At 70.9% G+C, this 24,472-nt stretch carries 24 protein-coding genes; 13 read left to right on the plus strand and 11 right to left on the minus strand.

Annotation, left to right across the window (positions count from 1 at the left end):
• Positions 1-323: 323 nt before the first annotated feature.
• Positions 324-590 carry a DUF397 domain-containing protein gene (locus ACWEEU_RS04035; RefSeq protein WP_199587597.1) on the plus strand — a complete coding sequence of 89 codons (267 nt, stop codon included), beginning with the start codon at positions 324-326 and terminating at the stop codon, positions 588-590.
• Positions 591-656: 66 nt separating this feature from the next.
• Here ACWEEU_RS04035 and ACWEEU_RS04040 read toward each other — a convergent pair whose 3' ends face one another.
• Entirely contained in the window at positions 657-1,175 is a 519-nt protein-coding gene (locus ACWEEU_RS04040) for an ATP-binding protein (RefSeq protein WP_451728193.1), read from the minus strand.
• 333 nt (positions 1,176-1,508) lie between these two features.
• On the opposite strand from ACWEEU_RS04040, the gene ACWEEU_RS04045 reads away from it, so the two are divergent.
• From ACWEEU_RS04045 to ACWEEU_RS04055, 3 genes are all read left to right on the plus strand, one after another.
• The gene (locus ACWEEU_RS04045; protein ID WP_451728334.1) at positions 1,509-2,342 is read left to right on the plus strand and encodes a helix-turn-helix domain-containing protein; all 834 of its coding nucleotides are present in this window, start codon (positions 1,509-1,511) and stop codon (positions 2,340-2,342) included.
• A gap of 115 nt (positions 2,343-2,457) precedes the next feature.
• Positions 2,458-3,918, plus strand: coding sequence for an aldehyde dehydrogenase family protein (locus ACWEEU_RS04050; RefSeq protein WP_451728196.1), 1,461 nt, complete (start codon positions 2,458-2,460; stop codon positions 3,916-3,918).
• A 122-nt stretch (positions 3,919-4,040) separates the two neighbouring features.
• Complete coding sequence (locus ACWEEU_RS04055) at positions 4,041-4,595, plus strand: DinB family protein (RefSeq protein WP_385749197.1); 555 nt, start codon at positions 4,041-4,043, stop codon at positions 4,593-4,595.
• Between the two features lie 69 nt (positions 4,596-4,664).
• On the opposite strand, the gene ACWEEU_RS04060 is transcribed toward ACWEEU_RS04055, so the two are convergent.
• A complete protein-coding gene (locus tag ACWEEU_RS04060; RefSeq protein ID WP_385749199.1) occupies positions 4,665-6,071 on the minus strand; it encodes a glutamate decarboxylase in 1,407 nt (468 codons plus the stop codon).
• A gap of 22 nt (positions 6,072-6,093) precedes the next feature.
• A complete protein-coding gene (locus ACWEEU_RS04065; RefSeq protein WP_451728200.1) occupies positions 6,094-7,377 on the minus strand; it encodes an ion channel protein in 1,284 nt (427 codons plus the stop codon).
• 121 nt (positions 7,378-7,498) lie between these two features.
• On the opposite strand from ACWEEU_RS04065, the gene ACWEEU_RS04070 reads away from it, so the two are divergent.
• Positions 7,499-8,260, plus strand: coding sequence for a MerR family transcriptional regulator (locus tag ACWEEU_RS04070; RefSeq protein ID WP_451728203.1), 762 nt, complete (start codon positions 7,499-7,501; stop codon positions 8,258-8,260).
• A gap of 12 nt (positions 8,261-8,272) precedes the next feature.
• On the opposite strand, the gene ACWEEU_RS04075 is transcribed toward ACWEEU_RS04070, so the two are convergent.
• Positions 8,273-8,638, minus strand: coding sequence for a YbjQ family protein (locus tag ACWEEU_RS04075; protein ID WP_385749208.1), 366 nt, complete (start codon positions 8,636-8,638; stop codon positions 8,273-8,275).
• Positions 8,639-8,779: 141 nt separating this feature from the next.
• Here ACWEEU_RS04075 and ACWEEU_RS04080 point away from each other — a divergent pair, with 141 nt between their 5' ends.
• Positions 8,780-9,805 carry a VTT domain-containing protein gene (locus tag ACWEEU_RS04080; RefSeq protein WP_451728207.1) on the plus strand — a complete coding sequence of 342 codons (1,026 nt, stop codon included), beginning with the start codon at positions 8,780-8,782 and terminating at the stop codon, positions 9,803-9,805.
• Positions 9,806-9,832: 27 nt separating this feature from the next.
• On the opposite strand, the gene ACWEEU_RS04085 is transcribed toward ACWEEU_RS04080, so the two are convergent.
• Both ACWEEU_RS04085 and ACWEEU_RS04090 read right to left on the minus strand, forming a co-directional pair.
• Positions 9,833-11,485: a threonine/serine ThrE exporter family protein gene (locus ACWEEU_RS04085; protein WP_451728210.1), complete on the minus strand. Its 1,653-nt coding sequence runs from the start codon at positions 11,483-11,485 to the stop codon at positions 9,833-9,835.
• A gap of 119 nt (positions 11,486-11,604) precedes the next feature.
• Positions 11,605-12,096, minus strand: coding sequence for an inorganic diphosphatase (locus tag ACWEEU_RS04090; RefSeq protein ID WP_018547987.1), 492 nt, complete (start codon positions 12,094-12,096; stop codon positions 11,605-11,607).
• Positions 12,097-12,220: 124 nt separating this feature from the next.
• On the opposite strand from ACWEEU_RS04090, the gene dacB reads away from it, so the two are divergent.
• From dacB to ACWEEU_RS04125, 7 genes are all read left to right on the plus strand, one after another.
• Positions 12,221-13,792, plus strand: coding sequence for a D-alanyl-D-alanine carboxypeptidase/D-alanyl-D-alanine endopeptidase (gene dacB, locus ACWEEU_RS04095; RefSeq protein ID WP_451728212.1), 1,572 nt, complete (start codon positions 12,221-12,223; stop codon positions 13,790-13,792).
• A gap of 363 nt (positions 13,793-14,155) precedes the next feature.
• On the plus strand, positions 14,156-15,289 hold the full coding sequence (locus tag ACWEEU_RS04100) for a zinc-dependent metalloprotease (protein WP_385749800.1): 1,134 nt from the start codon (positions 14,156-14,158) through the stop codon (positions 15,287-15,289).
• A gap of 228 nt (positions 15,290-15,517) precedes the next feature.
• Entirely contained in the window at positions 15,518-16,585 is a 1,068-nt protein-coding gene (tilS, locus tag ACWEEU_RS04105) for a tRNA lysidine(34) synthetase TilS (RefSeq protein WP_385749796.1), read from the plus strand.
• Positions 16,586-16,671: 86 nt separating this feature from the next.
• Complete coding sequence (hpt, locus tag ACWEEU_RS04110; RefSeq protein ID WP_451728215.1) at positions 16,672-17,232, plus strand: hypoxanthine phosphoribosyltransferase; 561 nt, start codon at positions 16,672-16,674, stop codon at positions 17,230-17,232.
• A gap of 192 nt (positions 17,233-17,424) precedes the next feature.
• Positions 17,425-19,464 (plus strand): ATP-dependent zinc metalloprotease FtsH, encoded by a 2,040-nt coding sequence (gene ftsH / locus ACWEEU_RS04115; protein WP_385749793.1) that lies wholly within the window; start codon positions 17,425-17,427, stop codon positions 19,462-19,464.
• 109 nt (positions 19,465-19,573) lie between these two features.
• Positions 19,574-20,179, plus strand: coding sequence for a GTP cyclohydrolase I FolE (gene folE, locus ACWEEU_RS04120; protein ID WP_361778873.1), 606 nt, complete (start codon positions 19,574-19,576; stop codon positions 20,177-20,179).
• A 69-nt stretch (positions 20,180-20,248) separates the two neighbouring features.
• Positions 20,249-21,241: a hypothetical protein gene (locus ACWEEU_RS04125; protein WP_451728220.1), complete on the plus strand. Its 993-nt coding sequence runs from the start codon at positions 20,249-20,251 to the stop codon at positions 21,239-21,241.
• A 3-nt stretch (positions 21,242-21,244) separates the two neighbouring features.
• Here ACWEEU_RS04125 and ACWEEU_RS04130 read toward each other — a convergent pair whose 3' ends face one another.
• From ACWEEU_RS04130 to folP, 5 genes are all read right to left on the minus strand, one after another.
• On the minus strand, positions 21,245-21,733 hold the full coding sequence (locus ACWEEU_RS04130; protein WP_385749788.1) for a DUF3180 domain-containing protein: 489 nt from the start codon (positions 21,731-21,733) through the stop codon (positions 21,245-21,247).
• Positions 21,734-21,795: 62 nt separating this feature from the next.
• Positions 21,796-22,407: a 2-amino-4-hydroxy-6-hydroxymethyldihydropteridine diphosphokinase gene (gene folK, locus ACWEEU_RS04135; protein WP_385749785.1), complete on the minus strand. Its 612-nt coding sequence runs from the start codon at positions 22,405-22,407 to the stop codon at positions 21,796-21,798.
• Entirely contained in the window at positions 22,404-22,763 is a 360-nt protein-coding gene (gene folB / locus ACWEEU_RS04140; RefSeq protein WP_199587583.1) for a dihydroneopterin aldolase, read from the minus strand. The genes folK and folB overlap by 4 nt, the downstream gene beginning before the upstream one ends.
• A 233-nt stretch (positions 22,764-22,996) precedes the next feature.
• Positions 22,997-23,527 (minus strand): nuclear transport factor 2 family protein, encoded by a 531-nt coding sequence (locus ACWEEU_RS04145; protein WP_385749783.1) that lies wholly within the window; start codon positions 23,525-23,527, stop codon positions 22,997-22,999.
• Positions 23,524-24,426 carry a dihydropteroate synthase gene (gene folP / locus ACWEEU_RS04150; protein ID WP_451728225.1) on the minus strand — a complete coding sequence of 301 codons (903 nt, stop codon included), beginning with the start codon at positions 24,424-24,426 and terminating at the stop codon, positions 23,524-23,526. Before folP ends, ACWEEU_RS04145 begins: the two co-directional genes overlap by 4 nt.
• Between the last annotated feature and the right edge of the window lie 46 nt (positions 24,427-24,472).

Consider the following 24,472-nt stretch of genomic DNA (forward strand, 5'->3'; position numbering starts at 1 on the left):
AGTTACCAGCCGTTACCCCTGCGCAGGCGGCCGGAATTGGCCGGTTCGGCGCGGAACAGGAACGGCCCCGGGTGCGTCTCTTCCTGGTGCGTGGACAGGGCCGCATGTGCCGTCGTATCCCGGGCAGGCGGGGAAAGGCTTCGGTAAAGCGGTCGTCAAAGCTGTAATCGCGGGAACACCCCGCGTGCACGTGCATCTGCTCATTCATCTGCATGTGAACAGGGTTATGATCCGGGTCGGTTGACCGCAGCATCTACTGACCACAGCACCAATGACCACGGCCTTTGTGCCACATCAGACAGTGCACCACCGGGGAGCGACCTGTGGACCACTACGTTGACAGCGTGTACGGGTACGACGTGTACAACGGCATGGCTGCCACGCTGCTGGTCGGCGTGGCCTGGCAGAAGAGCAGGCACAGCAACTCCCAGGGATCCTGCGTGGAGTTCGCGCGCCTGCCCGGCGGCGAGGTGGCCGTCCGCAACTCCCGCTTCCCCGACGGTCCCGCGCTGGTCTACACGCGTGCCGAGATCGAGGCGATGCTCCTCGGCATCAAGGACGGCGAGTTCGACCATCTGACGGCGAGCTGACAACAGGCTCGCAGGGCACGGGCGTTGGCAACGATGTCGGGAACGGCGCGTGTGCGCGGAGCCGGATCAGTCCGCCGGCTCACCCGCGTGCAGCAGGAACAGTGCCCACACCATCTTGCCGTTCAGTGAGCCGGCCAGCGGATGCCAGCCCCAGCCGTCCGCGAAGGAGTCCACGAGGAACAGCCCCCGGCCCGACTCGGCGGAGAAGTCGTCGGACTCGCGGGCCACCGGGGTGTCGTGGCTCGGGTCGCGCACCGCGCACACCAGCCGCCCCGGCCAGCGCATCAGATGCAGCCGCACCGGCGAGGAGCCGGGCGTGCCGTCCGCGTTCCCGTCCGCGGCGTCGCCGGGCAGCGCGTGCCGCAGCGCGTTGGTGACGAGTTCGGAGACGACGAGCGCGATGTCCTCGGAGCGCTCGCCCACGTCCCAGGATTCCAGGGTGGCCCGGGTGAAGCGCCTGGCCTCGCGCACCGCTTCGTAGCGGGCGGGCAGGGCACAGGAGGCTGCCTCGGAGACGGCGCCGGGGTCCAGCGGGGGAAGGCCCTGCCGTAACGGCTTGAGCATGGTCGATCCATTCGTTCCCATGCGAGGCACTCCCGGGAATTCGCGGTCGTTGCGATGCAGCGGTGGCGCGGCCCCATGGTTTCGGATGCGCACAGCAGATGCAAGGGCAGATGCACGTGCACGAGGCCGAATTGCTCCCGCGCGTACCGCTTCTTGGCCATTTTTTCCGCCATCTTGGGCCCAACTTCGGTCCCGGACCGTGACCCTGGCATAGGAGAAACGGTTGACCTCTTTCCGTTTCTGTAACCGAACGAGTACTGCTCGAAGTGTTTTAGTGGCAGACTGCGGCATCTGAAGACGGTTGGGGAGGCTGGCGAAGTGAGCGCGGGAGAGCCCGGATCGGTGGTGCGGCGGATGCTGCTCGGCTCGCAACTCAGGCGGCTGCGGGAGGCGCGGGGCATCACGCGCGAGGCGGCGGGGTACTCGATCCGCGCCTCCGAGTCCAAGATCAGCCGGATGGAGCTCGGCCGCGTGAGCTTCAAGACCAGGGACGTCGAAGACCTGTTGACGCTCTACGGCGTCGACGAAGAGGCGGAGCGCGAATCGCTGCTCTCCCTCGCCCGGGAGGCCAACGTGGCGGGCTGGTGGCACAGTTACACCGACGTGCTGCCCAGTTGGTTCCCCACCTACGTCGGCCTGGAGGGCGCCGCCCATCTCATCCGGGTCTACGAGGTCCAGTTCGTGCACGGCCTGCTCCAGACCGAGGAGTACGCGCGAGCGGTGGTCCGCCGCGGCATGAAGGGTGCGAGCACCGCCGACGTGGAGCGCCGCGTGGCGCTGCGCCTGGAGCGGCAGAAGCATCTGCTGGCCGACGACCCGGACGGCGCCCCCGAGTTCCACATCGTCCTGGACGAGGCGGCGCTGCGCCGCCCGTACGGCGACCGCGAGGTGATGCGGGGCCAGTTGAAGCACCTGATCGAGGTGTCCGAGCGGCCCAACGTGCGGCTCCAGATCATGCCGTTCGGCCTCGGCGGGCACTCCGGGGAGAGCGGCGCCTTCACCCTCCTCAGCTTCCCCGAGTCCGACCTGTCCGACGTGGTCTACGTCGAGCAGCTCACCAGCGCGCTCTATCTGGACAAGCGCGAGGACGTCATCCAGTACGAGCAGGCGCTCAAGGAGCTCCAGCAGGACAGCCCGGGACCGGCGGAGAGCCGGGACATCCTCCGGGGAATCCTTCAACTCACCTGACGGAAAGCGGCTGTTGGGGCACACGTGTGTCTCCGTGTCGCGTGGCGCGTCAGTACGATTGCCTGTGATCAGAACCCGGCGTGGCAGTGTCGTCCGCTAGCGAGTGAGGGATCACATGGCGTCCTATTTCGAGGAACTGGCCCGGCAGTACATCGACGGTGAATGGCGTACGGGGAGCGGCTCCTGGGACGTCATCGACTTCAACCCCTACGACGACGAGAAGCTGGCCTCGATCACGGTCGCCACCGTCGAGGAGGTCGACGACGCCTACCGCGCCGCCGAACGCGCGCAGAAGGAGTGGGCCGCGACCAACGCCTACACCCGCCGCGCGGTGTTCGAGCGGGCGCTCGCGCTGATCGAGGAGCGCGAGGAGGAGATCGCCGAGCTGATCGTCGCGGAACTCGGCGGCACCCGGGTGAAGGCGGGCTTCGAACTGCACCTCGCCAAGGAGTTCCTGCGCGAGTCGATCCACCTGGCACTGCGCCCCGAGGGGAAGATCCTGCCCTCCCCGACCGACGGCAAGGAGAACCGCGTCTACCGCGAGCCGGTGGGCGTCGTGGGCGTGATCAGTCCCTTCAACTTCCCCTTCCTGCTGTCGATCAAGTCGGTCGCCCCGGCCCTCGCGCTCGGCAACGGCGTCGTCCTCAAGCCGCACCAGAACACCCCCGTCGCGGGCGGCACCCTGATCGCGAAGCTCTTCGAGGACGCGGGGCTGCCCGGCGGGCTGCTCAACGTCGTCGTCACCGACATCGCGGAGATCGGGGACGCCTTCATCGAACACCCCGTGCCCCGGGTGATCTCCTTCACCGGCTCCGACAAGACCGGCCGTCACGTGGCGACCGTCTGCGCCGCCCACTTCAAGCGAGCGGTGCTCGAACTGGGCGGCAACAGCGCCCTGGTGGTTCTGGACGACGCCGACCTCGACTACGCGGTGGACGCGTCGGTCTTCAGCCGGTTCGTGCACCAGGGCCAGGTGTGCATGGCGGCCAACCGGGTGCTCGTCGACCGCTCGGTGGCCAAGGAGTTCACCGAGAAGTTCGTGGCCAAGGTCCGCTCGCTGCCGGTGGGCGACCCGCGCGACCCCGGCACCGTCATCGGTCCGGTCATCAACTCCGCCCAGGCGAACTCCCTCGCCCAGGTGGTCGAGCAGGCTCTCGCCGAGGGCGCCACCGCCCTGGTGCGCGGCACCGTCGAGGGCAACCTGGTCGCGCCCAGCGTGCTCACCGGCCTGCCCGGGAACTCGCCCCTGCTGCGGCAGGAGGTCTTCGGTCCGGTCGTCTTCCTGGTGCCGTTCGACGGCGAGGAGGAGGCGGTGCGCATCGTCAACGACACGCCGTACGGGCTCAGCGGCGCGGTCCACACCGGGGACATCGAGCGCGGCGTGGCCTTCGCGCGGCGCATCGACACCGGGATGTTCCACGTGAACGACGGCACCGTGCACGACGAGCCGCTGGTGCCCTTCGGCGGCGAGAAGCACTCGGGCCTCGGCCGGCTGAACGGCGAGACGACCTTGGAGGCGTTCACCACCACCAAGTGGATCTCGGTCCAGCACGGGCGCAGCGGCTTCCCGTTCTGAGGCGACCGGCCCCTCCGGCCGATACGACACGACGCCACGGACCATCGAGGACAGAATCTGTCCTCGATGGTCCGTAGCGTCCTCCGTGTCAGGGCAACGGACCCGGAGAAGGGTGGACGACCATGGTCACGCACGTACGAGCCGAGGCGGCGGGCGACGAGCGCGGGGCACTCCTCGCGTTCCTGGAGGAGCAGCGCGGCGGCATCCGCCGGGCGGTGCTGGGGCTGACCGAGGAGCAGGCCCGCTCCCGGCCGAGCGCGAGCGAGCTGTCGCTCGGCGGGCTGCTCAAGCACGTCGTGGAGGTCGAGCAGACCTGGATCGCCCGGGCCCGCCAGGAGCCGCCCGCGATCCACCGGGACGAGTCCAACTGGCACGAGTGTTTCCAGTTGCTGGAGGGCGAGACGGTCGCCTCCCGGCTCGCGTACTGGGAGGAGGTCGCCGCCGGCACGGAGAAGCTGATCCGCTCCGCGCCGAGCCTGGACGACACCTTCCCGCTGCCCGAGGCGCCCTGGTTCCCGCCGGACGAGCGTGTCTCGCTGCGCTGGGTGTGTCTGCACCTGATCCGCGAGACGGCCCGGCACGCCGGCCACGCCGACATCATCCGTGAGTCGCTCGACGGCCAGACGGCCTTCGAACTGGTCGCCCTGGAGCGGCAGCAGGCCGACGAGGCCGGCTGACCGCCGGACGGCACCTGCCCGAGCCCCCCGTCGGTGGCGGGAACCGCCCCTCACTGACGGGACACCCCGTCAGTGATGGAACCCCGTCGCCGCCCCCTTGTCCCGCGTCGCCGGCCGCTCCTGCCGCCGCAGCCCGGGCAGTTCGCGGGCCAGGTCCGCCAGGAACAGGTCCGCCAGGTCGCGGGAGAAGCCGTTGCGGCAGACCACCCGCAGCACCGACAGGTCCTCCCGGTCGGGCGGGAAGGTGTACGCCGGGACCAGCCAGCCGTGCTCGCGCATCCGCCGGGAGAGGTCGAACACGTCGTACGACGTGACGTGGTCGGCGGTGGTGAACGCGAACACGGGGAGCTGGTCGCCCCGGGTGAGGAGCCGGAAGTCGCCCAACGCCTCGATGCGGTCGGCCAGATGACGGGCCACGTCGCGGGTGGACTGCTGGACCGCGCGATAACCCTCGTGGCCCAGGCGCAGGAACATGTAGTACTGCGCGACCACCTGCGCGCCGGGGCGGGAGAAGTTGAGGGCGAAGGTGGGCATGTCGCCGCCGAGGTAGTTCACCCGGAAGACCAGCTCCTCCGGCAGCGCCTCGGCATCGCGCCACAGGGCCCAGCCGACCCCGGGGTAGACCAGGCCGTACTTGTGGCCCGAGGTGTTGATGGAGGCAACGCGCGGCAGCCGGAAGTCCCAGAGCAGGTCCGGATCGAGGAACGGGGCGATCATGGCGCCCGAGGCGCCGTCGACGTGGACCGGGACGTCGAGCCCGGTGCGCTCCTGGAGGGCGTCCAGTTCGGCGCACAGCTCGGCGATCGGTTCGTAGGAGCCGTCGAAGGTGGAGCCGAGGATGCCCACGACCCCGATCGTGTTCTCGTCGCACAGCCCCGCCGCCTCGTGCGGGTCGAGGTGGAAGCGGTCGCCCTCCATGGGGAGGGTGCGCGCCTCGACCTCCCAGAAGTCGCAGAACTTCTCCCAGCACACCTGGACGTTGACGCCCATCACGAGATTGGGCCGCGCCCCCGGATAGCGGTCGGCGTTCTTCTTGGACCAGCGCCGCTTGAGCGCGAGTCCGGCGAGCATGCACGCCTCGCTGGAGCCGGTGGTGGAACAGCCGATGACGGACGACGGGTCGGGCGCGTTCCACAGCTCGGCCAGCATGGCCACACAGCGCCGCTCCAGCTCGGCGGTGCGCGGGTACTCGTCCTTGTCGATCATGTTCTTGTCGGCGCACTCCGCCATCAGCACCCCGGCCTGCGGCTCCATCCAGGTGGTGACGAAGGTGGCGAGGTTCAGCCGCGCGTTGCCGTCGAGCATCAGCTCGTCGTGCACGAGCTGGTAGGCGGTGGTGGGCGGCAGCGGGGTGTCCGGCAGCCGGTGCGTGGGCGGCGCCTCGGTCATCCCGCTGACGGGATTGGCCTCACCGAAGAACGGGTTGACCGACACCGGCCGCTCGTCGCGTTCGCCGGAACCTTTGTGCAGAGCCATCGACATGCCTCCAGACGGGGATTCAGCGGACCGGGGTGCCGTCCGCGTGGAGCTGCATCTGCGGCCGTCCGGTCACCAGCAGCCAGGCGGGCAGCGAGGCGACGCACAGCAGGGCGAGGAGGGCCGGCGAGGCCACCAGGACGGCGGCCGTGAACAGGCTCACCCAGCCCTGCCGGGTGATCGCCAGGAGCATGCCGAGCACGCCGGAGGCCACGCCCAGCGACGGCTGCACCGCCGGGACCAGCGCATGCGCGCACAGCCCCAGCGCGGCCCCCACGAACACGGACGGGAAGATCCGCCCGCCCCGGAATCCGGAGGACGCGGCGACGACCAGCGCGGCCGCCTTCACCACCGCCAGCACGGCGTACTGCCCCGCCGTACGGCCGTCCGGGTCACGCGCCAGCTCCGCGACCTCGGTCAGCCCCTTGAACAGCGTCAGATGACCGCCCGCCGCCGCGAGCGCGCCGAGCACCGCGCCGCCCGCCGGAAGCATCAGCATCGGATGCCGCAACCGCCCGAAGGCGCGGTGGACGTACGGGAAGACGTACACCGCGCACAGGCCGAGCAGCGCCGCCGACGAGGCCACCGCCATGGCGGCGGGCACGTCGGTCCAGCCGGGGCGCCCGAAGGGCGGCAGACCGAGGTCGAAGGTCGGCTTGGCCACCAGGGTCGTCGTCATGGCGCCGAACGCTCCGGCGGTCAGCGGCGCGAAGAGGTTGTCCCAGAGCCGTCCGGGCAGCGGGCGCGTGGTCAGCGCCTCGGAGATGACCAGCGCCGCCGCCACCGGCGTGCCGAACAGCGCGCCGATCGTGCCCGCCTCGGCCAGCGTGGGCCACAGCGCGCCGGGCAGCCTCGGCAGGAACCGGCTGCCCAGCCACATGCTGAGGCCGACGTTCACGGCGATGATCGGGTTCTCCGGGCCGAGGCTCGGGCCGCCCGCCAGCATCAGCGCGGCCGCCACCACCAGGCCGGGCAGGACCACCGGGGGCAGCACCGGGGCGTCGAGACCCAGCGTGGCCGGGTCGGGACCGGCGTGCCCCGGCACGAGCCACACCACCAGACCCACCGCGACACCCGTGCCGACCAGCATGACGAACATCCACGCCACCGAGTACCGGCCGATCCCCAGCGCGTCCGGCAGCGGTCCCCACAGCACGTGCTGGAGCCGTTCAGCCGCCGCGCTCACCCCGACGAAGACCAGGCTCGCGACCACCCCCACCAGCACGGCGGGCAGGATCAGCGGGAGCAGGGCACGCGCCGGGGCCGGTGAGGTCGGGCGCGGCTGCCGCGCGGTGTCCTGGGCCACGGGCACACCATAAACGGATCAAGCGGACACAACATCCCGAACGGAATCCGGCTTGCACCTCACGCGACGTGAGGTACGAACGTGTTCCCCGGGCGCAGACGTACGACGACGGGAGCGGGACGTGGGGTACTCCGTGGGACAGGTCGCGGGGTTCGCGGGGGTCACGGTGCGGGCCCTGCACCACTGGGACGAGATCGGACTGCTGGTCCCCGGGGAGCGCACCCACGCCGGCCACCGGCGCTACACCGGCGCCGACCTCGACCGGCTCCAGCAGGTCCTCTTCTACCGGGAACTCGGCTTCCCCCTCGACGAGGTCGCCGTGCTGCTCGACGACCCCGACGCGGACCCGCACACGCATCTGCGCCGTCGGCACGAGCTGCTCACCGCCCGCATCGAGAGGCTGCGGCAGATGGCCGCGGCCGTGGAACACGCCATGGAGGCACGCAGGATGGGCATCGACCTCACCCCGGAGGAACGGTTCGAGGTGTTCGGGGACAACGACCCCGAGCGGTACGCGGAGGAGGCGGAACAGCGCTGGGGCGGCACCGAGGCGTACGCCGAGTCGCAGCGCCGCGCCGCCCGCCACACCAAGGCCGACTGGCAGCGGATGCGAGCGGAGTCGGAGGACTGGAACCACCGCTACTCCGCCCTGGTGGCCGACGGCGTCCCGCCGTCCGACGCGGCGGCGATGGACCTCGCGGAGGAACACCGCAACCACATCGGCCGCTGGTTCTACGACTGTCCGTACTCGATGCACCGCTGTCTGGGCGAGATGTACGTCGCCGACGACCGCTTCACCGCGTACTACGACGCCCTCGGCCCCGGTGTCGCCGCGCATCTGAACGCGGCCATCGCCGCCAACGCCGCCCGGCACTCCGCCTAGGTCGGTCCTGGCTCACTCCCGGGCCAGGACCACCGCCGTGCCGTACGCGCACACCTCGGTGCCGAGGTCGGCCGCCTCCGTGACGTCGAAGCGGAACGCCACGACCGCGTTGGCACCCCGCGCGCGTGCCTGCTCCACCAGGCGCTCCATGGCCTGGTTGCGGGTCTGCACCAGCGTCTTGGTGAGCCCCTTCAGCTCGCCGCCGATCATCGACTTCAGCCCGGCGCCGATCTGGCTGCCCAGATGCCGCGACCTGACGGTGAGGCCGAAGACCTCGCCGAGCACGCGCTCCACCCGGTGTCCGGGCACGTCGTTCGCCGTCACGACCAGTACGTCCGGCTCGGGCCCCTGGCCGCCGCCGTAGTCATCGAGTCCCATGACCCACAGCTTTGCCCCAGTCTCCCCACAGTGCATTCTGGAACCACCGGTGGAACCTGAGCCGGTCACGACGCGTTGATAGCTTTGTGCGGCCGCACACGACGCCACAGCCGCCCTCACCCCTCGGGAGCCCGTACCGCTATGACTCTTGCACTGGGCCCGAGCTGGCTCGATCCCGGCAACCTGCTCAACACGTACGGCATCTGGGGCCTGCTGCTCGTCGTCTTCGCGGAGTCGGGCCTGCTGATCGGGTTCTTCCTGCCGGGTGACTCGCTGCTGTTCACCTGCGGTCTGCTCATCACCTCCGGGGACATGGACTTCCCGCTGTGGGGCGCCATCGCCCTGATCTGCCTCGCCGCGATCCTCGGCGACCAGGCGGGCTACATGTTCGGCAAGAAGGTCGGCCCGTCCCTCTTCAACCGTCCGGACTCACGCCTGTTCAAGCAGGAGAACGTCGTCAAGGCGCACGAGTTCTTCGAGAAGCACGGCCCCAAGTCCCTGATCCTGGCCCGCTTCGTGCCCGTGGTGCGCACGTTCACGCCGATCATCGCGGGCGTCAGCGGGATGAAGTACCGCTCGTTCCTGATCTTCAACGTCATCGGCGGCGTCCTGTGGGGCGCGGGCGTCACCCTGCTGGGCTCCTGGCTCGGCAACATCCCGGTCGTCCGGAACAACATCGAGGCGATGCTCATCCTCATCGTCCTCATCTCGGTCGTGCCGATCGCCATCGAGTTCCTGCGCGCCCGCTCCAAGGAGAAGAAGGCCCGCGCCGAGGAGCCCCGACAGCCCGAGCCCGTCCAGGCCGCCCGGCAGTCCTACCCGCAGCCCCCGGCCATGGACGACGCCACCACCCGCCTGCGCCGCATCGAGCCCGAGCCGCACGAGCAGCCCTACGAGCAGCCCGGTCACCCCGAGCAGCAGTACTGGCCGCAGGACTACGGCCAGCCGCGGCAGCAGCCCCGGCCCGCGTACGGCAACCAGCCCAACCAGCCCTACGGCCACGGCGGTTACCCCGACCAGGGCGGCTACGGACAGCAGGGCGGCCACGACCCGTACTACGGCGGTCAGCATCCCCAGCAGCAGCCCCGGTACGACGGTCAGGGCTACGGCGACCACCAGCAGCAGTACCCCTACGGCTACGACCAGGGCGGCCACCGCGCCCCCTGACCGGTGCCGCGCGGCGGGCCCGGGGCCTCAGAAGCCCCTGGTCCGCTTCGCCGCCCGGCGCTTGCCCGGCGAGCCGACCCGCAGGAACAGCCGGAAGAGTTCCGAACCGAGGTTGACGCCGATCGCGATGGCCATGGCGAGCGAGACCGCCTTGGCCAGCGACACCAGACCCTTGTCGATCTCGTTCTGCGCGATCGACAGCAGCCCGAAGTAGGTGGCCGAACCGGGCAGCAGCGGACCGATCGCCGCCGTCGTGAACGGCAGCGCGGACGCGAACTGATAGCGCGACATGAGCTGTCCGAACAGCCCCACCAGACCCGCCGCCACGGCCGTCGACGCCACCGGCGAGAAGCCCCCTGTGATGTGCATCGCGCCGTACACCGACCAGGCCACACCGCCGTTGAGCGTCACCCACAGGACCGTCGCGCGCTCCTGCTGGAGCAGGATCGCGAAGGTGAACGACAGCACCATGGAGGCCGCGATCTGGAGCAGCGGCCGCTGCGAGATGTGCAGAGCGGTGTCCGGGTTCAGCCGGCCGCCGATCTGGACGCCGAAGTACAGGACGGTCAGCACGCCGATGACGATGCCGACGAAGAAGTACATGACTTCCAGCAGGCGCGCGGCCGCGGTGATGTAGAAGCCCGTCAGACCGTCCTGCACGCCCGCCACCAGGGCCCGCCCGGGCAGCAGCGCGAAGAGTCCACCGGTGACCACCGCCGACGCCTTCAGGTCCACGTGCGCCAGCGCGAACGCCACCCCGATCGCGGCGGGCGGCATCGCGGCCACCGTGAACTGGTAGAACTCCGGCAGCCCGCGCCCCGCGCACAGCCACGCCAGCCGGTCGCCGAGCATGGCGCCGACCGCCGCCGCGACGAACACGATGAGGTCACCGCCGACCAGCACCGAGGCCGCGCCCGCGAGCAGACCGCTGGCCAGGGTCAGCGCCCAGCCGGGATAGGGGTGCCGGTTGCGCCGAATCTCCGCCAGGCGGCCGTACGCCTCCTCCAGGGAGACGTGCGTCTCCGCGTCCGTCAGGTCGTCCACCAGGCGGAACACGGCCGCGAGCCGGGTGTAGTCGGTGCCGCGCCTGCGGACCGTGCGCGAGGCGGTGATCGGGTCCTCGACCAGGGACGGCTGGTAGGAGATCGACAGCAGGGTGAAGGTGACGGTCGGCTCGCAGCGGTCGAGGCCGTAGGAGCGGCACACCGCGAACATCGCGGCCTCCACGTCCTCGGCGCCCTCGCCGCCCGCGAGCAGCAACTCGCCGATACGCAGGGTCAGGTCGAGCACGCGCGGAACGGCGGGGCCGTCCTCCTCGGCGCGCGCCATCGGCTCCAGGGCGGGGCGGTCGGCCACCGGCATCCGCAGCATGGTGCGCATCCGGTCCTGCCACGGGGCGTCCGTGATCAGGGTGAGCATCGGGACGCCGGTCGCCGGGGTGAAGGCGGGCGGGGCGTGCTTCGCGCTGTAGGTGTGCGGGGTGTTGAACGCCGAGCCCTCCGGCTCCGGCGCGGGCGCCTGCGGGGTCTCCAGGCCCCTGGGCAGGGAGAACTCCGAGGTCGTCTCGGACTCGCCGCCCCGATCCAGGTCGAGCCCCTCCGGAATGGCGAACTCGGACGTGATCTCCGGGTCGTACCGCGCCTCGTCCGACCGGGGCTTGCGGTCCTCCGCCTCCGACACCTCACACCGCTTCCTGAACGACGCATTCCGTTAGCTTCAGTATGCGCATGATCACGCGAGCGGGCCGCGTCGCCCCCTGCCGGGGTGACGCGGCCCGCTCGCGGACAGGACCGGCCGGATCAGTGGCCGCCGGTCTCCTTGAAACGCTTGTACGACCGCTCGATCTCCGCCTCGGCGTCCGTGCGGCCCACCCAGTTGGCACCCTCGACCGACTTGCCGGGCTCCAGGTCCTTGTAGACCTCGAAGAAGTGCTGGATCTCCAGGCGGTCGAACTCCGACACGTGGTGGATGTCGCGCAGGTGCTCCACACGCGGGTCGGTCGCCGGAACGCACAGCAGCTTGTCGTCGCCGCCCGCCTCGTCCGTCATCCGGAACATGCCGATCGCGCGGCACTTGATCAGGCAGCCCGGGAAGGTCGGCTCGTCAAGAATGACCAGCGCGTCCAGCGGGTCGCCGTCCTCGCCGAGAGTGTTCTCGACGAAGCCGTAGTCGGTCGGGTAGGCGGTCGAGGTGAAGAGGCGACGGTCCAGGCGGATCCGACCGGTCTCGTGGTCCACCTCGTACTTGTTCCGCGAACCCTTCGGGATCTCGATCGTGACGTCGAACTCCACCGGTGGCTCCTCCATGATCAGGACATAGTTCTGGTGATTAAGTGTCCCTCACGCAGGAGTGTGATCGCGAAAGGGGCTGGTGGTCGTGCCGGAGCTGAGACCTTGGCGAGCCGTAGGACCGCAGGTGGCACGGCTCGCGAACACCCTGCGGGCCCCTCTGGCGCGCGCGACGGCGGCCGCAGGACCGCGGTTCGCGCGGTTGACGGACGCCGTACGGACCGCGGCGCCCCGCACCGCCCGGACGCCGCACGCCCGGACCCTGCGGTACACCGCGGGCGCCGCCACCGCGGGACTCGCGCTGGCCGCCGGAGCGGTGGCCCTCGCCGGTCCCTGGGACGCCACCGGTCAGCGTACGGCCGAGCGGGACCGGGCCGTCGCCCTGGAGCTGCCGGGTGGCGCAGATCACGGTGACACGGACGTCTCGGCGGGCGGCGCGGGCGTCGCGCCGAGCGCCCCGCCCGTGCTGACCGCGCTGGGCGGCGCCGCGGCGGGCGCGCACAACGGGAAGTCCCCCGAGAAGGACCCGGCGAAGGGCGGCAAGCCGCTCGCGGAGGTCCTGGAGCCCCTCCTGGACGCCCCCGCGCTCTCCGCCGGGCACGCGGCGGCCGTCGTCGACATGAGCACCGGCAAACGGCTCTACGGCGCCGACAGCGGCAAGGCGCTGACTCCCGCCTCCACCACCAAGATCGCGACCGCCGTGGCCGCGCTGTCCGCGCTGGGCCCGGACCACCGGCTCACCACGCGCACCGCGCTCGAACCCGACACGCGGGAACTGGTCCTGGTCGGCGGCGGCGATCCCACCCTCACCGCGCACAAGTCGCCCGGCGAGTGGGCGAGCCTGCGCACCCTGGCCCGGGACACCGCCGTCGCCCTGGAGAAGCGCGGCATCCGCAAGATCACGCTCTCCTACGACACGACGCTCTTCTCCGGTCCCTCCCTGCACCCCATCGGCGTCAACGACAACCTCGCCCCCGTCACCGCGCTCACCGCCGACGAGGGCCGCACCGACGGCTCCGACCACGGTCCCGCGACCCGGGTGGCCGACCCCGCGGCCGAGGCGGCCCGCGCCTTCGCCGGGTTCCTGAAGGACGCCGGGGTCACCGCGACCCCGCCCGGCCCCTCCAAGGCCACCGGCCGCGCGCAGACCCTCGCGAGCGTCTCCTCGCCGCCGCTGTCCGACCTGGTCGAACGGATGCTGACCAACAGCGACAACGACATCGCCGAGGCCCTCGCCCGCCAGACCGCCCTCGCCTCCGGGCGCCCGGGCAGCTTCGCGGGCGGCGCCCAGGCGATCGCCGCCCGGCTCACCAAGCTCGGGCTCCCCATGAAGGGCGCCGCCTTCCACGACGGCAGCGGCCTCAACCGCGACGACCGCCTTACGGCCGACCTCCTGACCTCCCTGCTCGCCAAGGCCGCCGACCCGACCCGCCCCGGCCTGCGCCCGGTCCTCACCGGCCTCCCCGTCGGCGGCTTCACCGGCACCCTCGCCGAGCGCTACACCGACGGCGCCGCCGGCGTCGTCCGCGCCAAGACCGGCACCCTGACCGGCGTCAACACCCTCGCCGGCACGGTCGTCGACGCCGACGGCCGCCTCCTCTCCTTCGCGTTCCTCGCCTCAGACACCACCGACCCCGAGGCGGCCCAGTCAGCCCTGGACCACACCGCCTCGGCGTTGTCGGCCTGCGGCTGCGGTTAGCGCTCCGCGCGAGCGGGGGGAACCTGGTTCCGGGGCGTCCGACGGCGGCGCCCTCCTCTCCGCCCCGGGTGCCGCGGCGCGGCTGCTTCGCGGCGGCTCCCGCCGACGGGGCTTGCCGAGAGGCGGCCACTGCCTGTCCGCCACTGCATGCGCGGAGGGCCGACGACGGCTCCGGTGCGGCCCGGGCGGGGGACCGCGCACCGGTATGCCGGGCCGTACCGCCTGCCCCCGCTCACCGCGCGCCCCCGTGCTCACGTGCCCCACGACACGCGCCCCGCGCACCTGACCCAGCCTCACCGCGTGCCCCACGCAGAGCCCCCGTACAGCCTGCCCGGAGGGCGTCCGCTCACGTACCGTTGACGCATGACGAGCTTCGGCGGGACCGCATCTTCCGGGATGGTCGACTGGAACCTCGCGGTGGCGACCGCGACTCGGCTCGTGCGGCCGGGGCCGGAGGTGAGCCGGGACGAGGCGCGGGCCGTGGTCGCGGAGTTGCGGCGGCACGCCAAGGCCTCGGAGGCGCACGTCCGGGGCTTCACTCGTATGGGGACCGAGGACGTGCACGACACCCCCGTGCTCGTGGTCGACAGGCCGGGATGGGTGCGGGCCAACGTCGCCGGGTTCCGGGAGATCCTGCGCCCCCTGCTGGAGAAGATGCAGGAGCGGCGCGGCAACGGCCCGGGCAACGCCGTCCTCGGCGCCGTCGGCGGCAAGGTGACCGGCGTCGAGCTGGGGATGCTGCTGTCGTTCCTGTCCTCGCGCGTCCTCGGGCAGTACGAGACCTTCGCCCCCGCCACCGCCGACCTCCCGGCCGCGGGCGCCCCCGGCGGGGGACGGCTGCTGCTCGTCGCGCCGAACATCGTCCACGTCGAGCGCGAACTCGACGTCGAGCCGCACGACTTCAGGCTCTGGGTGTGCCTCCACGAGGAGACCCACCGCACCCAGTTCACGGCGGTGCCCTGGCTCCGCGACCACCTGGAGGGCGAGATCCAGTCCTTCCTCGCGGAGACCGACGTCGACCCGGTGACCTTCCTGGAGCGCGTCCGCGACGCCGTCCAGTCCCTCGCGGGCGGCCGCCCCGAGGGCGAGGAGGACGACGGCGGACGCTCCCTGGTGGAGCTCGTGCAGACCCCCGCCCAGCGCGAGATCCTCGCCCGTCTCACCGCCGTGATGTCCCTCCTGGAGGGACACGCCGACTTCGTCATGGACGGCGTCGGCCCCGACGTCGTGCCGTCCGTCGCCGAGATCCGCGAGAAGTTCCAGCAGCGCCGCGCCAAGGGCGCCTCCCGCCTCGACCTCGCCCTGCGCAAACTCCTCGGTCTGGACGCCAAGCTGCGCCAGTACCGCGACGGCGAGCGCTTCGTGCGCGCCGTCGTCGGCGAGGTCGGCATGGACGGCTTCAACCGCGTCTGGACCTCGCCCAACACGCTGCCCACGAAGGCCGAGATCGCCAAACCGGCCGACTGGGTCGCGCGCGTGCACGGCAGGACCGAGTAGCCGGGTAAGCGCCGACCCCGCTCGACACAAGCAAGCACACCCCCATGGACTCCCTCGAACGGACGGCAGGAAGACGGCAGGCGGACGCCGCTCCTATCACCCGTCCGAGGGACCGTCAGCCATGCGTAGGCGTGCGATGCTCGGGGAAGGGCCCGCTTCTGTCACCATCGACGCACTCTGAGTGACCGACCCGGGCTCACTCCCGAAACTCCATGAAGGGAACCGGACATGGGGCCCCACCCCGCGGTCGCGGCGATACGCCTGGCGGTCCGCCGCGTACTGCACGACGTCATCACCGAACACAGCCGCCGCCCCGAGGCGGCCACCACCCTCGCACCGGCCGGCCGGACCGCCCGCGACCAGGGCCCGCCCGCCGACCCGGTCGCCCCCCTCGTGCTCGTCGCCTGCTCCGGCGGCGCCGACTCCATGGCCCTCGCCTCCGCCCTCGCCTTCGAGGCTCCCCGCCTCGGCGTGCGCGCCGGCGGCGTCACCGTGGACCACGGACTCCAGGAGGGCTCCGCCCTGCGTGCCGAGGAGGTCGTTCTCCGGCTGCGCGAGCTGGGCCTCGCCCCCGTCGAGACCGTCGCCGTCAGCGTCGGCCGCGAGGGCGGACCCGAGGCCGCCGCCCGCGACGCCCGGTACGCCGCGCTGGACGCCGTCGCCGAACGCCACGGCGCCGCCGCCGTCCTGCTCGGCCACACCCGCGACGACCAGGCCGAGACCGTCCTGCTCGGTCTCGCCCGCGGCTCCGGCATCCGCTCCCTGTCCGGAATGGCCGCGGTCTCGGGGGCCGGCGGCCGTTACCGGCGCCCCTTCCTCCAGCTCGACCGGCAGACCGCCCGCAAGGCCTGCCTGGTCCAGTCGCTGCCGGTCTGGGACGACCCGCACAACACCGACCCCGCCTACACCCGCTCCCGGCTGCGCCACGAGGGCCTGCCCGCGCTGGAGAAGGCGCTCGGCAAGGGTGTCGTGGAGGCCCTCGCCCGCACCGCCCAGCTCTCCCGCGACGACGCCGACGCCCTCGACGTCTGGGCCGGCCAGGCCGAGTCCTCCGTACGGGACGACGCGGGCCTGCTGGAGTGCGCCAAGCTGTACGCGCTGCCCCCCGCCGTGCGCCGCCGGGTGCTGCGCCGGGCGGCCATCGAGGCGGGCGCTCCGGCCGGTTCCCTCTTCGCCCGGCACATCGAGGAAGTCGACCGTCTGATCACCGGCTGGCGTGGTCAGGGAGCCATCAACCTGCCCGGCAAGGTAGTCGCCCAGCGTCAGGGTGGCAGACTGGTGATTCGGCAAGGCTAAAGTTCCGGCCCCGGGAGCGACCCTCCCAGGCGGCCGGGGCCGCCGGCCGCCACAGTGCGGCCGTAAGTGCGGGACGACCGAAAGTGATGCGGGTGGACGCGAAAGACATGGGTGCGGACCTCAAGTCGGTGCTCATCACCAAGGAAGAGATCGACGCGAAGCTGGCGGAGCTGGCCGCGAAGATCGACGCGGAGTACGCGGGCAAGGACCTGCTCATCGTCGGCGTCCTCAAGGGCGCGGTGATGGTGATGGCGGACCTCGCCCGGGCGTTGTCCACCCCCGTCACCATGGACTGGATGGCCGTGTCCTCCTACGGCGCGGGCACCCAGTCCTCCGGCGTGGTCCGCATCCTCAAGGACCTCGACACCGACATCAAGGGCCGTCACGTCCTGATCGTCGAGGACATCATCGACTCCGGCCTGACCCTGTCCTGGCTGATCTCGAACCTCGGCTCCCGCGAGCCCGCCTCGCTCAAGGTGTGCACGCTGCTGCGCAAGCCCGAGGCGGCCAAGGTCGCGATCGACGTGGAGTGGGTCGGCTTCGACATCCCCAACGAGTTCGTCGTGGGCTACGGCCTCGACTACGCCGAGAAGTACCGCAACCTGCGGTTCGTCGGTACGCTCGCGCCCCACGTCTACGGCGGCTGACCCGAGCGGATCAGTCCGTCCGAAGATCGGGAACCCCGGCGGGGCTCGCGCCGTTGGAGCAAGGAGAGGCGGACCACAGTCCGTCCGCACCGCTCCGTGCGGCTGCGGGCACCCATGCTGGGGTACCGTCAGAAGAACTGTCTTATCAAACTCACTATGGCAGGAGGGACGGGGCGGCACCGCTCCGTATGGATGGACGTGAAGCGATACTTCCGTGGGCCGGTCATGTGGATCGTGCTGGCCGTCCTTGCCGTGGTCGTGTTGATGACGGTCGTCGGCCAGTCCGGCGGCTACAAGACGGTGGACACAGGCCAGGTCGTCGCCGCGATCAACGACAACAAGGTCCAGTCGGCCAAGGTCACCACCGGTGACGAGCAGACCATCAAGGTCACGCTGAAGGACGGCGTCAAGGTCGACGGCAGCTCGAAGATCCAGGCGAGCTACATCGGCGACCAGGGCGTGGCGATCGCCCAGACGCTGCAGAACAAGTACCAGGACAAGCAGATCGCGAACGGGTACACCGTCTCGCCCTCGAAGCAGAACCCGTTCGTCGGCGTCCTGCTCTCGCTGCTGCCCTTCGTCCTGATCGTCGTCGTGTTCCTGTTCCTGATGAATCAGATGCAGGGCGGCGGCTCCCGGGTCATGAACTTCGGCAAGTCCAAGGCGAAGCTCATCACCAAGGACACGCCGAAGACGACCTTCTCCGACGTCGCGGGCTGCGACGAGGCCGTCGAGGAGCTCCAGGAGATCAAGGAGTTCCTCCAGGAACCGGCCAAGTTCCAGGCCGTCGGCGCCAAGATCCCCAAGGGCGTGCTGCTGTACGGCCGTCCCGGTACCGGCAAGACGCTTCTCGCGCGTGCCGTCGCCGGTGAGGCCGGGGTGCCGTTCTACTCGATCTCCGGCTCCGACTTCGTCGAGATGTTCGTCGGTGTGGGTGCCTCCCGCGTCCGCGACCTCTTCGAGCAGGCCAAGGCGAACGCCCCGGCGATCGTCTTCGTCGACGAGATCGACGCGGTCGGCCGCCACCGCGGCGCCGGCCTCGGCGGTGGTCACGACGAGCGCGAACAGACGCTGAACCAGCTCCTGGTCGAGATGGACGGCTTCGACGTGAAGGGCGGCGTCATCCTGATCGCCGCCACGAACCGGCCCGACATCCTGGACCCGGCGCTGCTGCGTCCCGGTCGGTTCGACCGGCAGATCGCGGTCGACCCGCCGGACCTCCAGGGCCGCCTGGAGATCCTCAAGGTCCACCAGAAGGGCAAGCCGGTCGCGCCCGACGTCGACCTGGCCGCCGTCGCCCGCCGTACCCCCGGCATGACGGGCGCCGACCTGGCCAACGTGCTCAACGAGGCCGCGCTGCTCACCGCGCGCAGCGACCAGAAGCTGATCGACAACAAGGCGCTGGACGAGGCGATCGACCGTGTGGTCGCGGGCCCGCAGAAGCGGACCCGGATCATGTCGGACAAGGAGAAGAAGATCACCGCGTACCACGAGGGCGGACACGCCCTGGTCGCGGCGGCCTCGCCGAACTCCGACCCCGTCCACAAGATCACCATCCTGTCCCGCGGCCGTGCCCTGGGCTACACGATGGTGCTCCCGGACGAGGACAAGTACTCGACCACGCGCAACGAGATGCTCGACCAGCTCGCCTACATGCTGGGCGGTCGCGCGGCGGAGGAACTGGTCTTCCACGACCCGACCACCGGCGCCGCGAACGACATCGAGAAGGCCACCAACGTGGCCCGCGCGATGGTCACCCAGTACGGCATGACCGAGCGGCTCGGCGCCATCAAGTTCGGCGGCGACAACAGCGAGCCGTTCCTGGGCCGTGAGATGGCTCACCAGCGCGACTACTCGGAAGAGGTCGCCGCGCTGGTGGACGAAGAGGTCAAGAAGCTCATCGAGACCGCGCACAACGAGGCGTGGGAGATCCTGGTCGAGAACCGAGACGTCCTCGACAACCTGGTCCTGGCCCTCCTGGAGAAGGAGACCCTGGGCAAGGAGGAGATCGCCGAGATCTTCGCCCCGATCCACAAGCGCCCGCCGCGGCCCGCGTGGACCGGCTCCTCCCGTCGTACGCCCTCGACCCGTCCGCCGGTGCTCTCCCCCAAGGAGCTGGCACTGACCAACGGTGCGAACGGCTCCACGGCCGCGATCAGCACGATCAAGTCCACGGCCGCCGAGTCGGCCCCGGTCACGGAGCAGTCTCCCGAGGACCGCACCGACAGCTGATCCTTCGGCCATCTGGCCGGAATGTATGCCGCGCCCCCTGGGTTCTAGCCTGGGGGGCGCGGCATTTCGCCATGTCCGCGCGGCGAGACGTACAGGAACGAGGCAACAGATGACCGACCCCGTGACGCTGGCCGGTGACGGCACCGTCGGCGAGTTCGACGAGAAGCGCGCCGAGAACGCGGTGCGCGAGCTGCTGATCGCCGTCGGCGAGGACCCGGAGCGCGAGGGGCTGAGGGAGACTCCGGCGCGGGTGGCGCGGGCATACCGGGAATTGCTGGCGGGGTTGTGGCAGAAGCCCGAGGAAGTCCTGACGACGACGTTCGACCTGGGGCATGACGAGATGGTCCTGGTGAAGGACATTGAGATCGTTAGCCTCTGTGAACATCATCTTTTGCCGTTCCACGGTGTGGCGCACATCGGTTACATTCCTGCGGAAACGGGCAAGATCACCGGTCTGTCGAAGCTGGCGCGTCTGGTCGAGGTCTTCGCCCGCCGTCCGCAGGTGCAGGAACGACTCACCACGCAGATCGCCGACTCCCTCATGGGCATCCTGGAGGCGCGTGGTGCGATCGTCGTCATCGAGGCTGAGCACATGTGCATGTCGGTGCGGGGAATTCGCAAGCCCGGCGCCAAGACGACCACCTCGGCGGTGCGGGGGCAGCTCCGTGACGCGACGACCCGGGCCGAGGCCATGAGCCTGATACTGGCGCGCTGACCCGATTGTCGGTGGTGCCCGATAGCGTCCTTGATCAGTGGAATTGACCGCTGATCAAGGAGGTGTCCGATGGCATACGGGGTGACCAGCAAGCAACTGGTGAGTGTCGTTGGCGGGTGCCGACAGGCCAGGCACATTGAAGTAGGTTCCAAGTTGTGGAGCCTGGACGGTACGCGCACGGTGCATACAACTGTCGTTGAGGTTACGGGCGTCAAGGCGCGCGAAGTCGTGGACGTGGTGGCCGATCGCGTGACGTTCACTGTGGCCGCGGGACAGGAGTTGAGCACTCCGGACGGATGGGTGACTGCGGTGCGCGCGTCCGGGGCCATGCTCGCTCGGACGCACACGAAGAAGCTGTGCCGAGAGCGGCTGACGATTCGGCCCGGCTACGACTTCGGCTATTTCGTCGGTGCCACGTGTGCTGATGGGACGGTCGGCAAGAACTATGTGTCTCTCGTGGTAAACGAGCAGGACTTTGCCGGCCGGTATGCCGACTGCCTGACCAGGTCTACTGGACTCGCGGCGCGGTTGGAGCCAGTCACTCGTCCGTCCGGGTATCTCAAGCGGGATCTCCCGGGCTTCCGGGTACGGGTCGTTTCGTCCTACCTGGCTGACGCGATGCGGCAGTATGCCGGCGGTGATGCGCACCATATGAGGCAGAAGCTTCCGCGTGTGGTCCTCCGTGACATCGACACCTTCGAGGGCTTCCTTGACGGATACATCGAGGGAGACGGCTTCCGTCACAAGAAGTGGGATGGGCGCACCGTGGTCAGTGCCAATGTGCCCTTCCTCGCTGAACTGGCTCGAATCATCGGCGCGAGGTTCACGCCACAGCCAAGGGGGCGTACGTCTGCATTGGTCGTCACTGACCGCTGGCAGCGGCGAGGCACCTTCCAACCCGAGCACCACCCGCTGGAACCGGACGAGATCACCTGGGCGCACGTACGGGATGTGCGTCCGCGCAGGGCCGAGGGGGCCAAGCCCTTCACCCTCTACAGCTATCGGCTGGACCCCTACCCAGGCTTCCTCGTCAATGGGTACCTGGTGCGTCAGGGTGGGTAGCCCTCAGGCCACCGGATGCGGGCGGCCGTTGTTCTCGTCGTCGTCCTCCGGGAGCCGGCAGACCCGCTCCAAGAAGACGGCGGCCGCTATGACGGCGATGCCGGCGAGGACCGAGAAGCCGGCGTAGATGGCCTGGTCGCGGCGGGGCGGGAGATCGAGCAGCTCCAGGAGGAAGACGCCGGTGCCGCCGTAGATGCCGGAGACGAGGGCGGCGACGAGGGCGCTGGCGTGGCCGAAGACGACCGCGCGGGCGGCCATCATCGGGTCGACGCCCTTGGCGCCGGGGCGGCGTTCGCGCTGGGCCTTGAAGCGGCCGCGCAGCGAGAGCCCCGTGGCGAAGAGCACCACGGCGATCAGCGCGAGGACGATGGGCGCGGCGAGCGGCACGCCGGGCAGCGTCCCGAGCGAGTTCCACAGGCGGGCGCCCGCCCAGGACAGGACGCCGGCCACGACGAACACGCCGGCCAGCACCCTGATGCGCAGCTCTTTCACGGTGTCCCTTCAGCTCCCCCGGACCGGTCCGGTCCCGGCCGTGGTCGTCCTGACCTTAACGACTACTCGGGCAGTCGGAGTTCCAGATCCGCGCGCGGGGCGACGCCCTCACGGGTGACGGCCGACAGCAGCTCCGCCACCGCGCCCCGGCCCGGCAGTTCGGCGCCGGGGTCCACGTCGTGCCAGGGGGCGAGCACGAAGGCCCGCTCGTGGGCGCGCGGGTGCGGGAGCGTCAGCTCGGGGTCGTCGGAGACGACATCGGCGTAGGAGACGATGTCCACGTCCAGGGTGCGCGGGCCCCAGCGCTCGTCGCGGACCCGGTGGAAGGCTTCCTCCACGGCGTGCGCCCGCTCCAGCAGGGAGGACGGGGGCAGGGTGGTCTTCAGCAGGACGACCGCGTTGAAGTAGGCGGGCTGGCTGCCGGGCTCGACGCCCCACGGTTCCGTCTCGTAGACCGGGGAGACGGCCTTCACGCGTACGCCCGGGGTGTCCTCGAAGGCGTCCACGGCGGCCTGGAGGGTCTCCAGGCGGTTGCCCAGGTTGGCGCCGAGGGAGAGCACCGCCCACTGGGGGTTGTGCAGGGTCGAGTCGGCCTCGTCCACCTTCTCGACGACGGACGCGGGGACCGGCTGGACGGTCGGGTCGCTCTGACCCTTGGCGAAAGGTCGGGTCATGCTCGGCTCCGGAGGATGGTGACGGTCACGTCGTCGAAGGGCACGGTGATCGGCGCGTCCGGCTTGTGGACGCACACCTCGACCTCCCGCACCGCGTCGTGCTTCAGGCAGGTCTGGGCGATCCGCTCGGCGAGGGTCTCGATGAGGTTCACCGGCTCGCCCTCGACGACGGCCACGACCTCCTCGGCCACCAGGCCGTAGTGCGCGGTCTTCGCCAGGTCGTCGTCGGCCGCGGCCGGCCGGGTGTCCAGGCCGAGGACGAGGTCCACGATGAAGGTCTGGCCCTCCTCGCGCTCCCTGGGGAACACGCCGTGGTGCCCACGGGCCTTCAGGCCGCGCAGCGCGACACGATCCACGCGAATCACTCCTGCAATCGTCGGGAACGGCCGGTCGGTGCCGCGAGCGGGCGGCGCACCGGCCTTGGACGAATCTACCTGCGGGCACCGACAGGGCCGGGCCACGGGGTGTCGGCCCGTGCCGGGCGAAGATCGTTCACAGGGTGGGAACCCGGTGAATTCCGGCCGCGCCGCCGACTGGTGTCCGCACCTACCCGGGCGGGGGTGATTCCAACCACTCCCGCCCGGGGTGTTCAGGCGAGCGTGCCGTCGTCGTCCGGGTTGGAGCCGTTGCCCTCCTCCTCGTCCTCGTCGGCGGTGGCGAGCACGGGGGAGGCGTGGTGCGACCAGAGCTTCCAGCCCGCCGGGGTGCGCCGGAAGGCGTTGGTGGCGACGACGAGCTGGCCGACCAGCGGACCCAGCTCCTCGCCCTCCTCCGGGGCAGGACCCCCGCTGAGGATGTTCTCCGTGCAGGTGACCAGCGCCGTGTCGCCGGTGACGGAGACGTGCACGTCGGTCAGGAAGAACTGGATGTAGTCGGTGTTCGCCATGATCAGCGCGTACGACCTGAGGACCTCGCCGCGCCCGGTCAGCACCGGCCAGCCGGGATGCACGCAGGAGATCACGCCCGCGTCGGCGGGGTCGTGGTACTCCTCGTCCACGCCCAGGTCGGCGGGGGTGAGCCAGAGACCGGCCAGCTCCTCGAAGTCGCCGCGCTCCAGTGCCTCGTAGAAGGCCGTGTTGGCGGCCGACACCTGTTCGACGTCCAGATGCGGCGCGCTCACCGGTCTCCTTCCGACGGCGTACCGGCGGCGGGGCGCTGTTCCCGGGCCGCCTCGACCGCGCGGGCCACGCGCACCGCGTCGGCGGTGGCGCGCACCTCGTGCACCCGTACGGCCCAGGCGCCCGCCTGCGCGGCCAGCGCGGAGACGGCGGCGGTGGCCGCGTCGCGCTCGCGGGCGGGCGGGGTGACGCCGTCGGGTCCGGCCAGCACATGGCCGAGGAAGCGCTTGCGGGAGGCGGCCACCAGCAGCGGGTGGCCGAGCGCGCGCAGCTCGTCCAGATGGGCGAGGAGGGCGAGGTCGTCGGCCGCGTCCTTGGAGAAGCCGAGGCCCGGGTCGACCACGATCCGGTCCTGGGTGACCCCGGCGGCGAGGACGGCCTCCACCCGCGCGCGCAGCTCGTCCACGACCTCGGTGACGACGTCGGCGTAGTGCCCCCGGACGTTGTCGCCCTCCAGCAGGCCGCGCCAGTGCATCACCACGAAGGGGGCCCCGGTGGCGGCGACCACCGGGAGCATGGCGGGGTCGGCGAGGCCGCCGCTGACGTCGTTGACGAGCGCGGCGCCCGCGGCGAGGGACTGCTCGGCGACCGAGGCGCGCATGGTGTCCACGGAGACCACCACGCCCTCGGCGGCCAGTCCCCGCACCACGGGGACGACCCGGCGCAGCTCCTCCGCCTCGTCCACCCGGGTGGCGCCGGGGCGGGTGGACTCGCCGCCCACGTCGACCAGGTCGGCACCCTCGGCCACCAGGTCGAGGCCGTGCTTGACGGCGTGGGTCGTGTCGAACCAGCGGCCGCCGTCGGAGAAGGAGTCGGGGGTCACGTTGACGACCCCCATGACCGCGCACCGGTCCCATTCCGGCAGGCCCGCCACCCGGCCGCGTCCGCTGTGGTTGTTCATACGTTCAGCGTAGGCCCCGAAGGGCGCCCCGCTCGCGCGACGGCCC

This window comes from Streptomyces sp. NPDC005004 (assembly GCF_053600675.1).

Coding starts and splice junctions, on each gene's coding strand:
- ACWEEU_RS04100 (WP_385749800.1), top strand. CDS start 14,156: ATGACGAGCTTCGGCGGGACCGCATCTTCCGGGATGGTCGACTGGAAC.
- folP (WP_451728225.1), bottom strand. CDS start 24,426: ATGAACAACCACAGCGGACGCGGCCGGGTGGCGGGCCTGCCGGAATGG.
- hpt (WP_451728215.1), top strand. CDS start 16,672: ATGCGGGTGGACGCGAAAGACATGGGTGCGGACCTCAAGTCGGTGCTC.
- ACWEEU_RS04045 (WP_451728334.1), top strand. CDS start 1,509: ATGCTGCTCGGCTCGCAACTCAGGCGGCTGCGGGAGGCGCGGGGCATC.
- ACWEEU_RS04040 (WP_451728193.1), bottom strand. CDS start 1,175: ATGGGAACGAATGGATCGACCATGCTCAAGCCGTTACGGCAGGGCCTT.
- tilS (WP_385749796.1), top strand. CDS start 15,518: ATGGGGCCCCACCCCGCGGTCGCGGCGATACGCCTGGCGGTCCGCCGC.
- ftsH (WP_385749793.1), top strand. CDS start 17,425: ATGGACGTGAAGCGATACTTCCGTGGGCCGGTCATGTGGATCGTGCTG.
- folE (WP_361778873.1), top strand. CDS start 19,574: ATGACCGACCCCGTGACGCTGGCCGGTGACGGCACCGTCGGCGAGTTC.
- ACWEEU_RS04125 (WP_451728220.1), top strand. CDS start 20,249: ATGGCATACGGGGTGACCAGCAAGCAACTGGTGAGTGTCGTTGGCGGG.
- ACWEEU_RS04055 (WP_385749197.1), top strand. CDS start 4,041: ATGGTCACGCACGTACGAGCCGAGGCGGCGGGCGACGAGCGCGGGGCA.
- ACWEEU_RS04060 (WP_385749199.1), bottom strand. CDS start 6,071: ATGGCTCTGCACAAAGGTTCCGGCGAACGCGACGAGCGGCCGGTGTCG.
- ACWEEU_RS04080 (WP_451728207.1), top strand. CDS start 8,780: ATGACTCTTGCACTGGGCCCGAGCTGGCTCGATCCCGGCAACCTGCTC.
- ACWEEU_RS04075 (WP_385749208.1), bottom strand. CDS start 8,638: ATGGGACTCGATGACTACGGCGGCGGCCAGGGGCCCGAGCCGGACGTA.
- folK (WP_385749785.1), bottom strand. CDS start 22,407: ATGACCCGACCTTTCGCCAAGGGTCAGAGCGACCCGACCGTCCAGCCG.
- ACWEEU_RS04050 (WP_451728196.1), top strand. CDS start 2,458: ATGGCGTCCTATTTCGAGGAACTGGCCCGGCAGTACATCGACGGTGAA.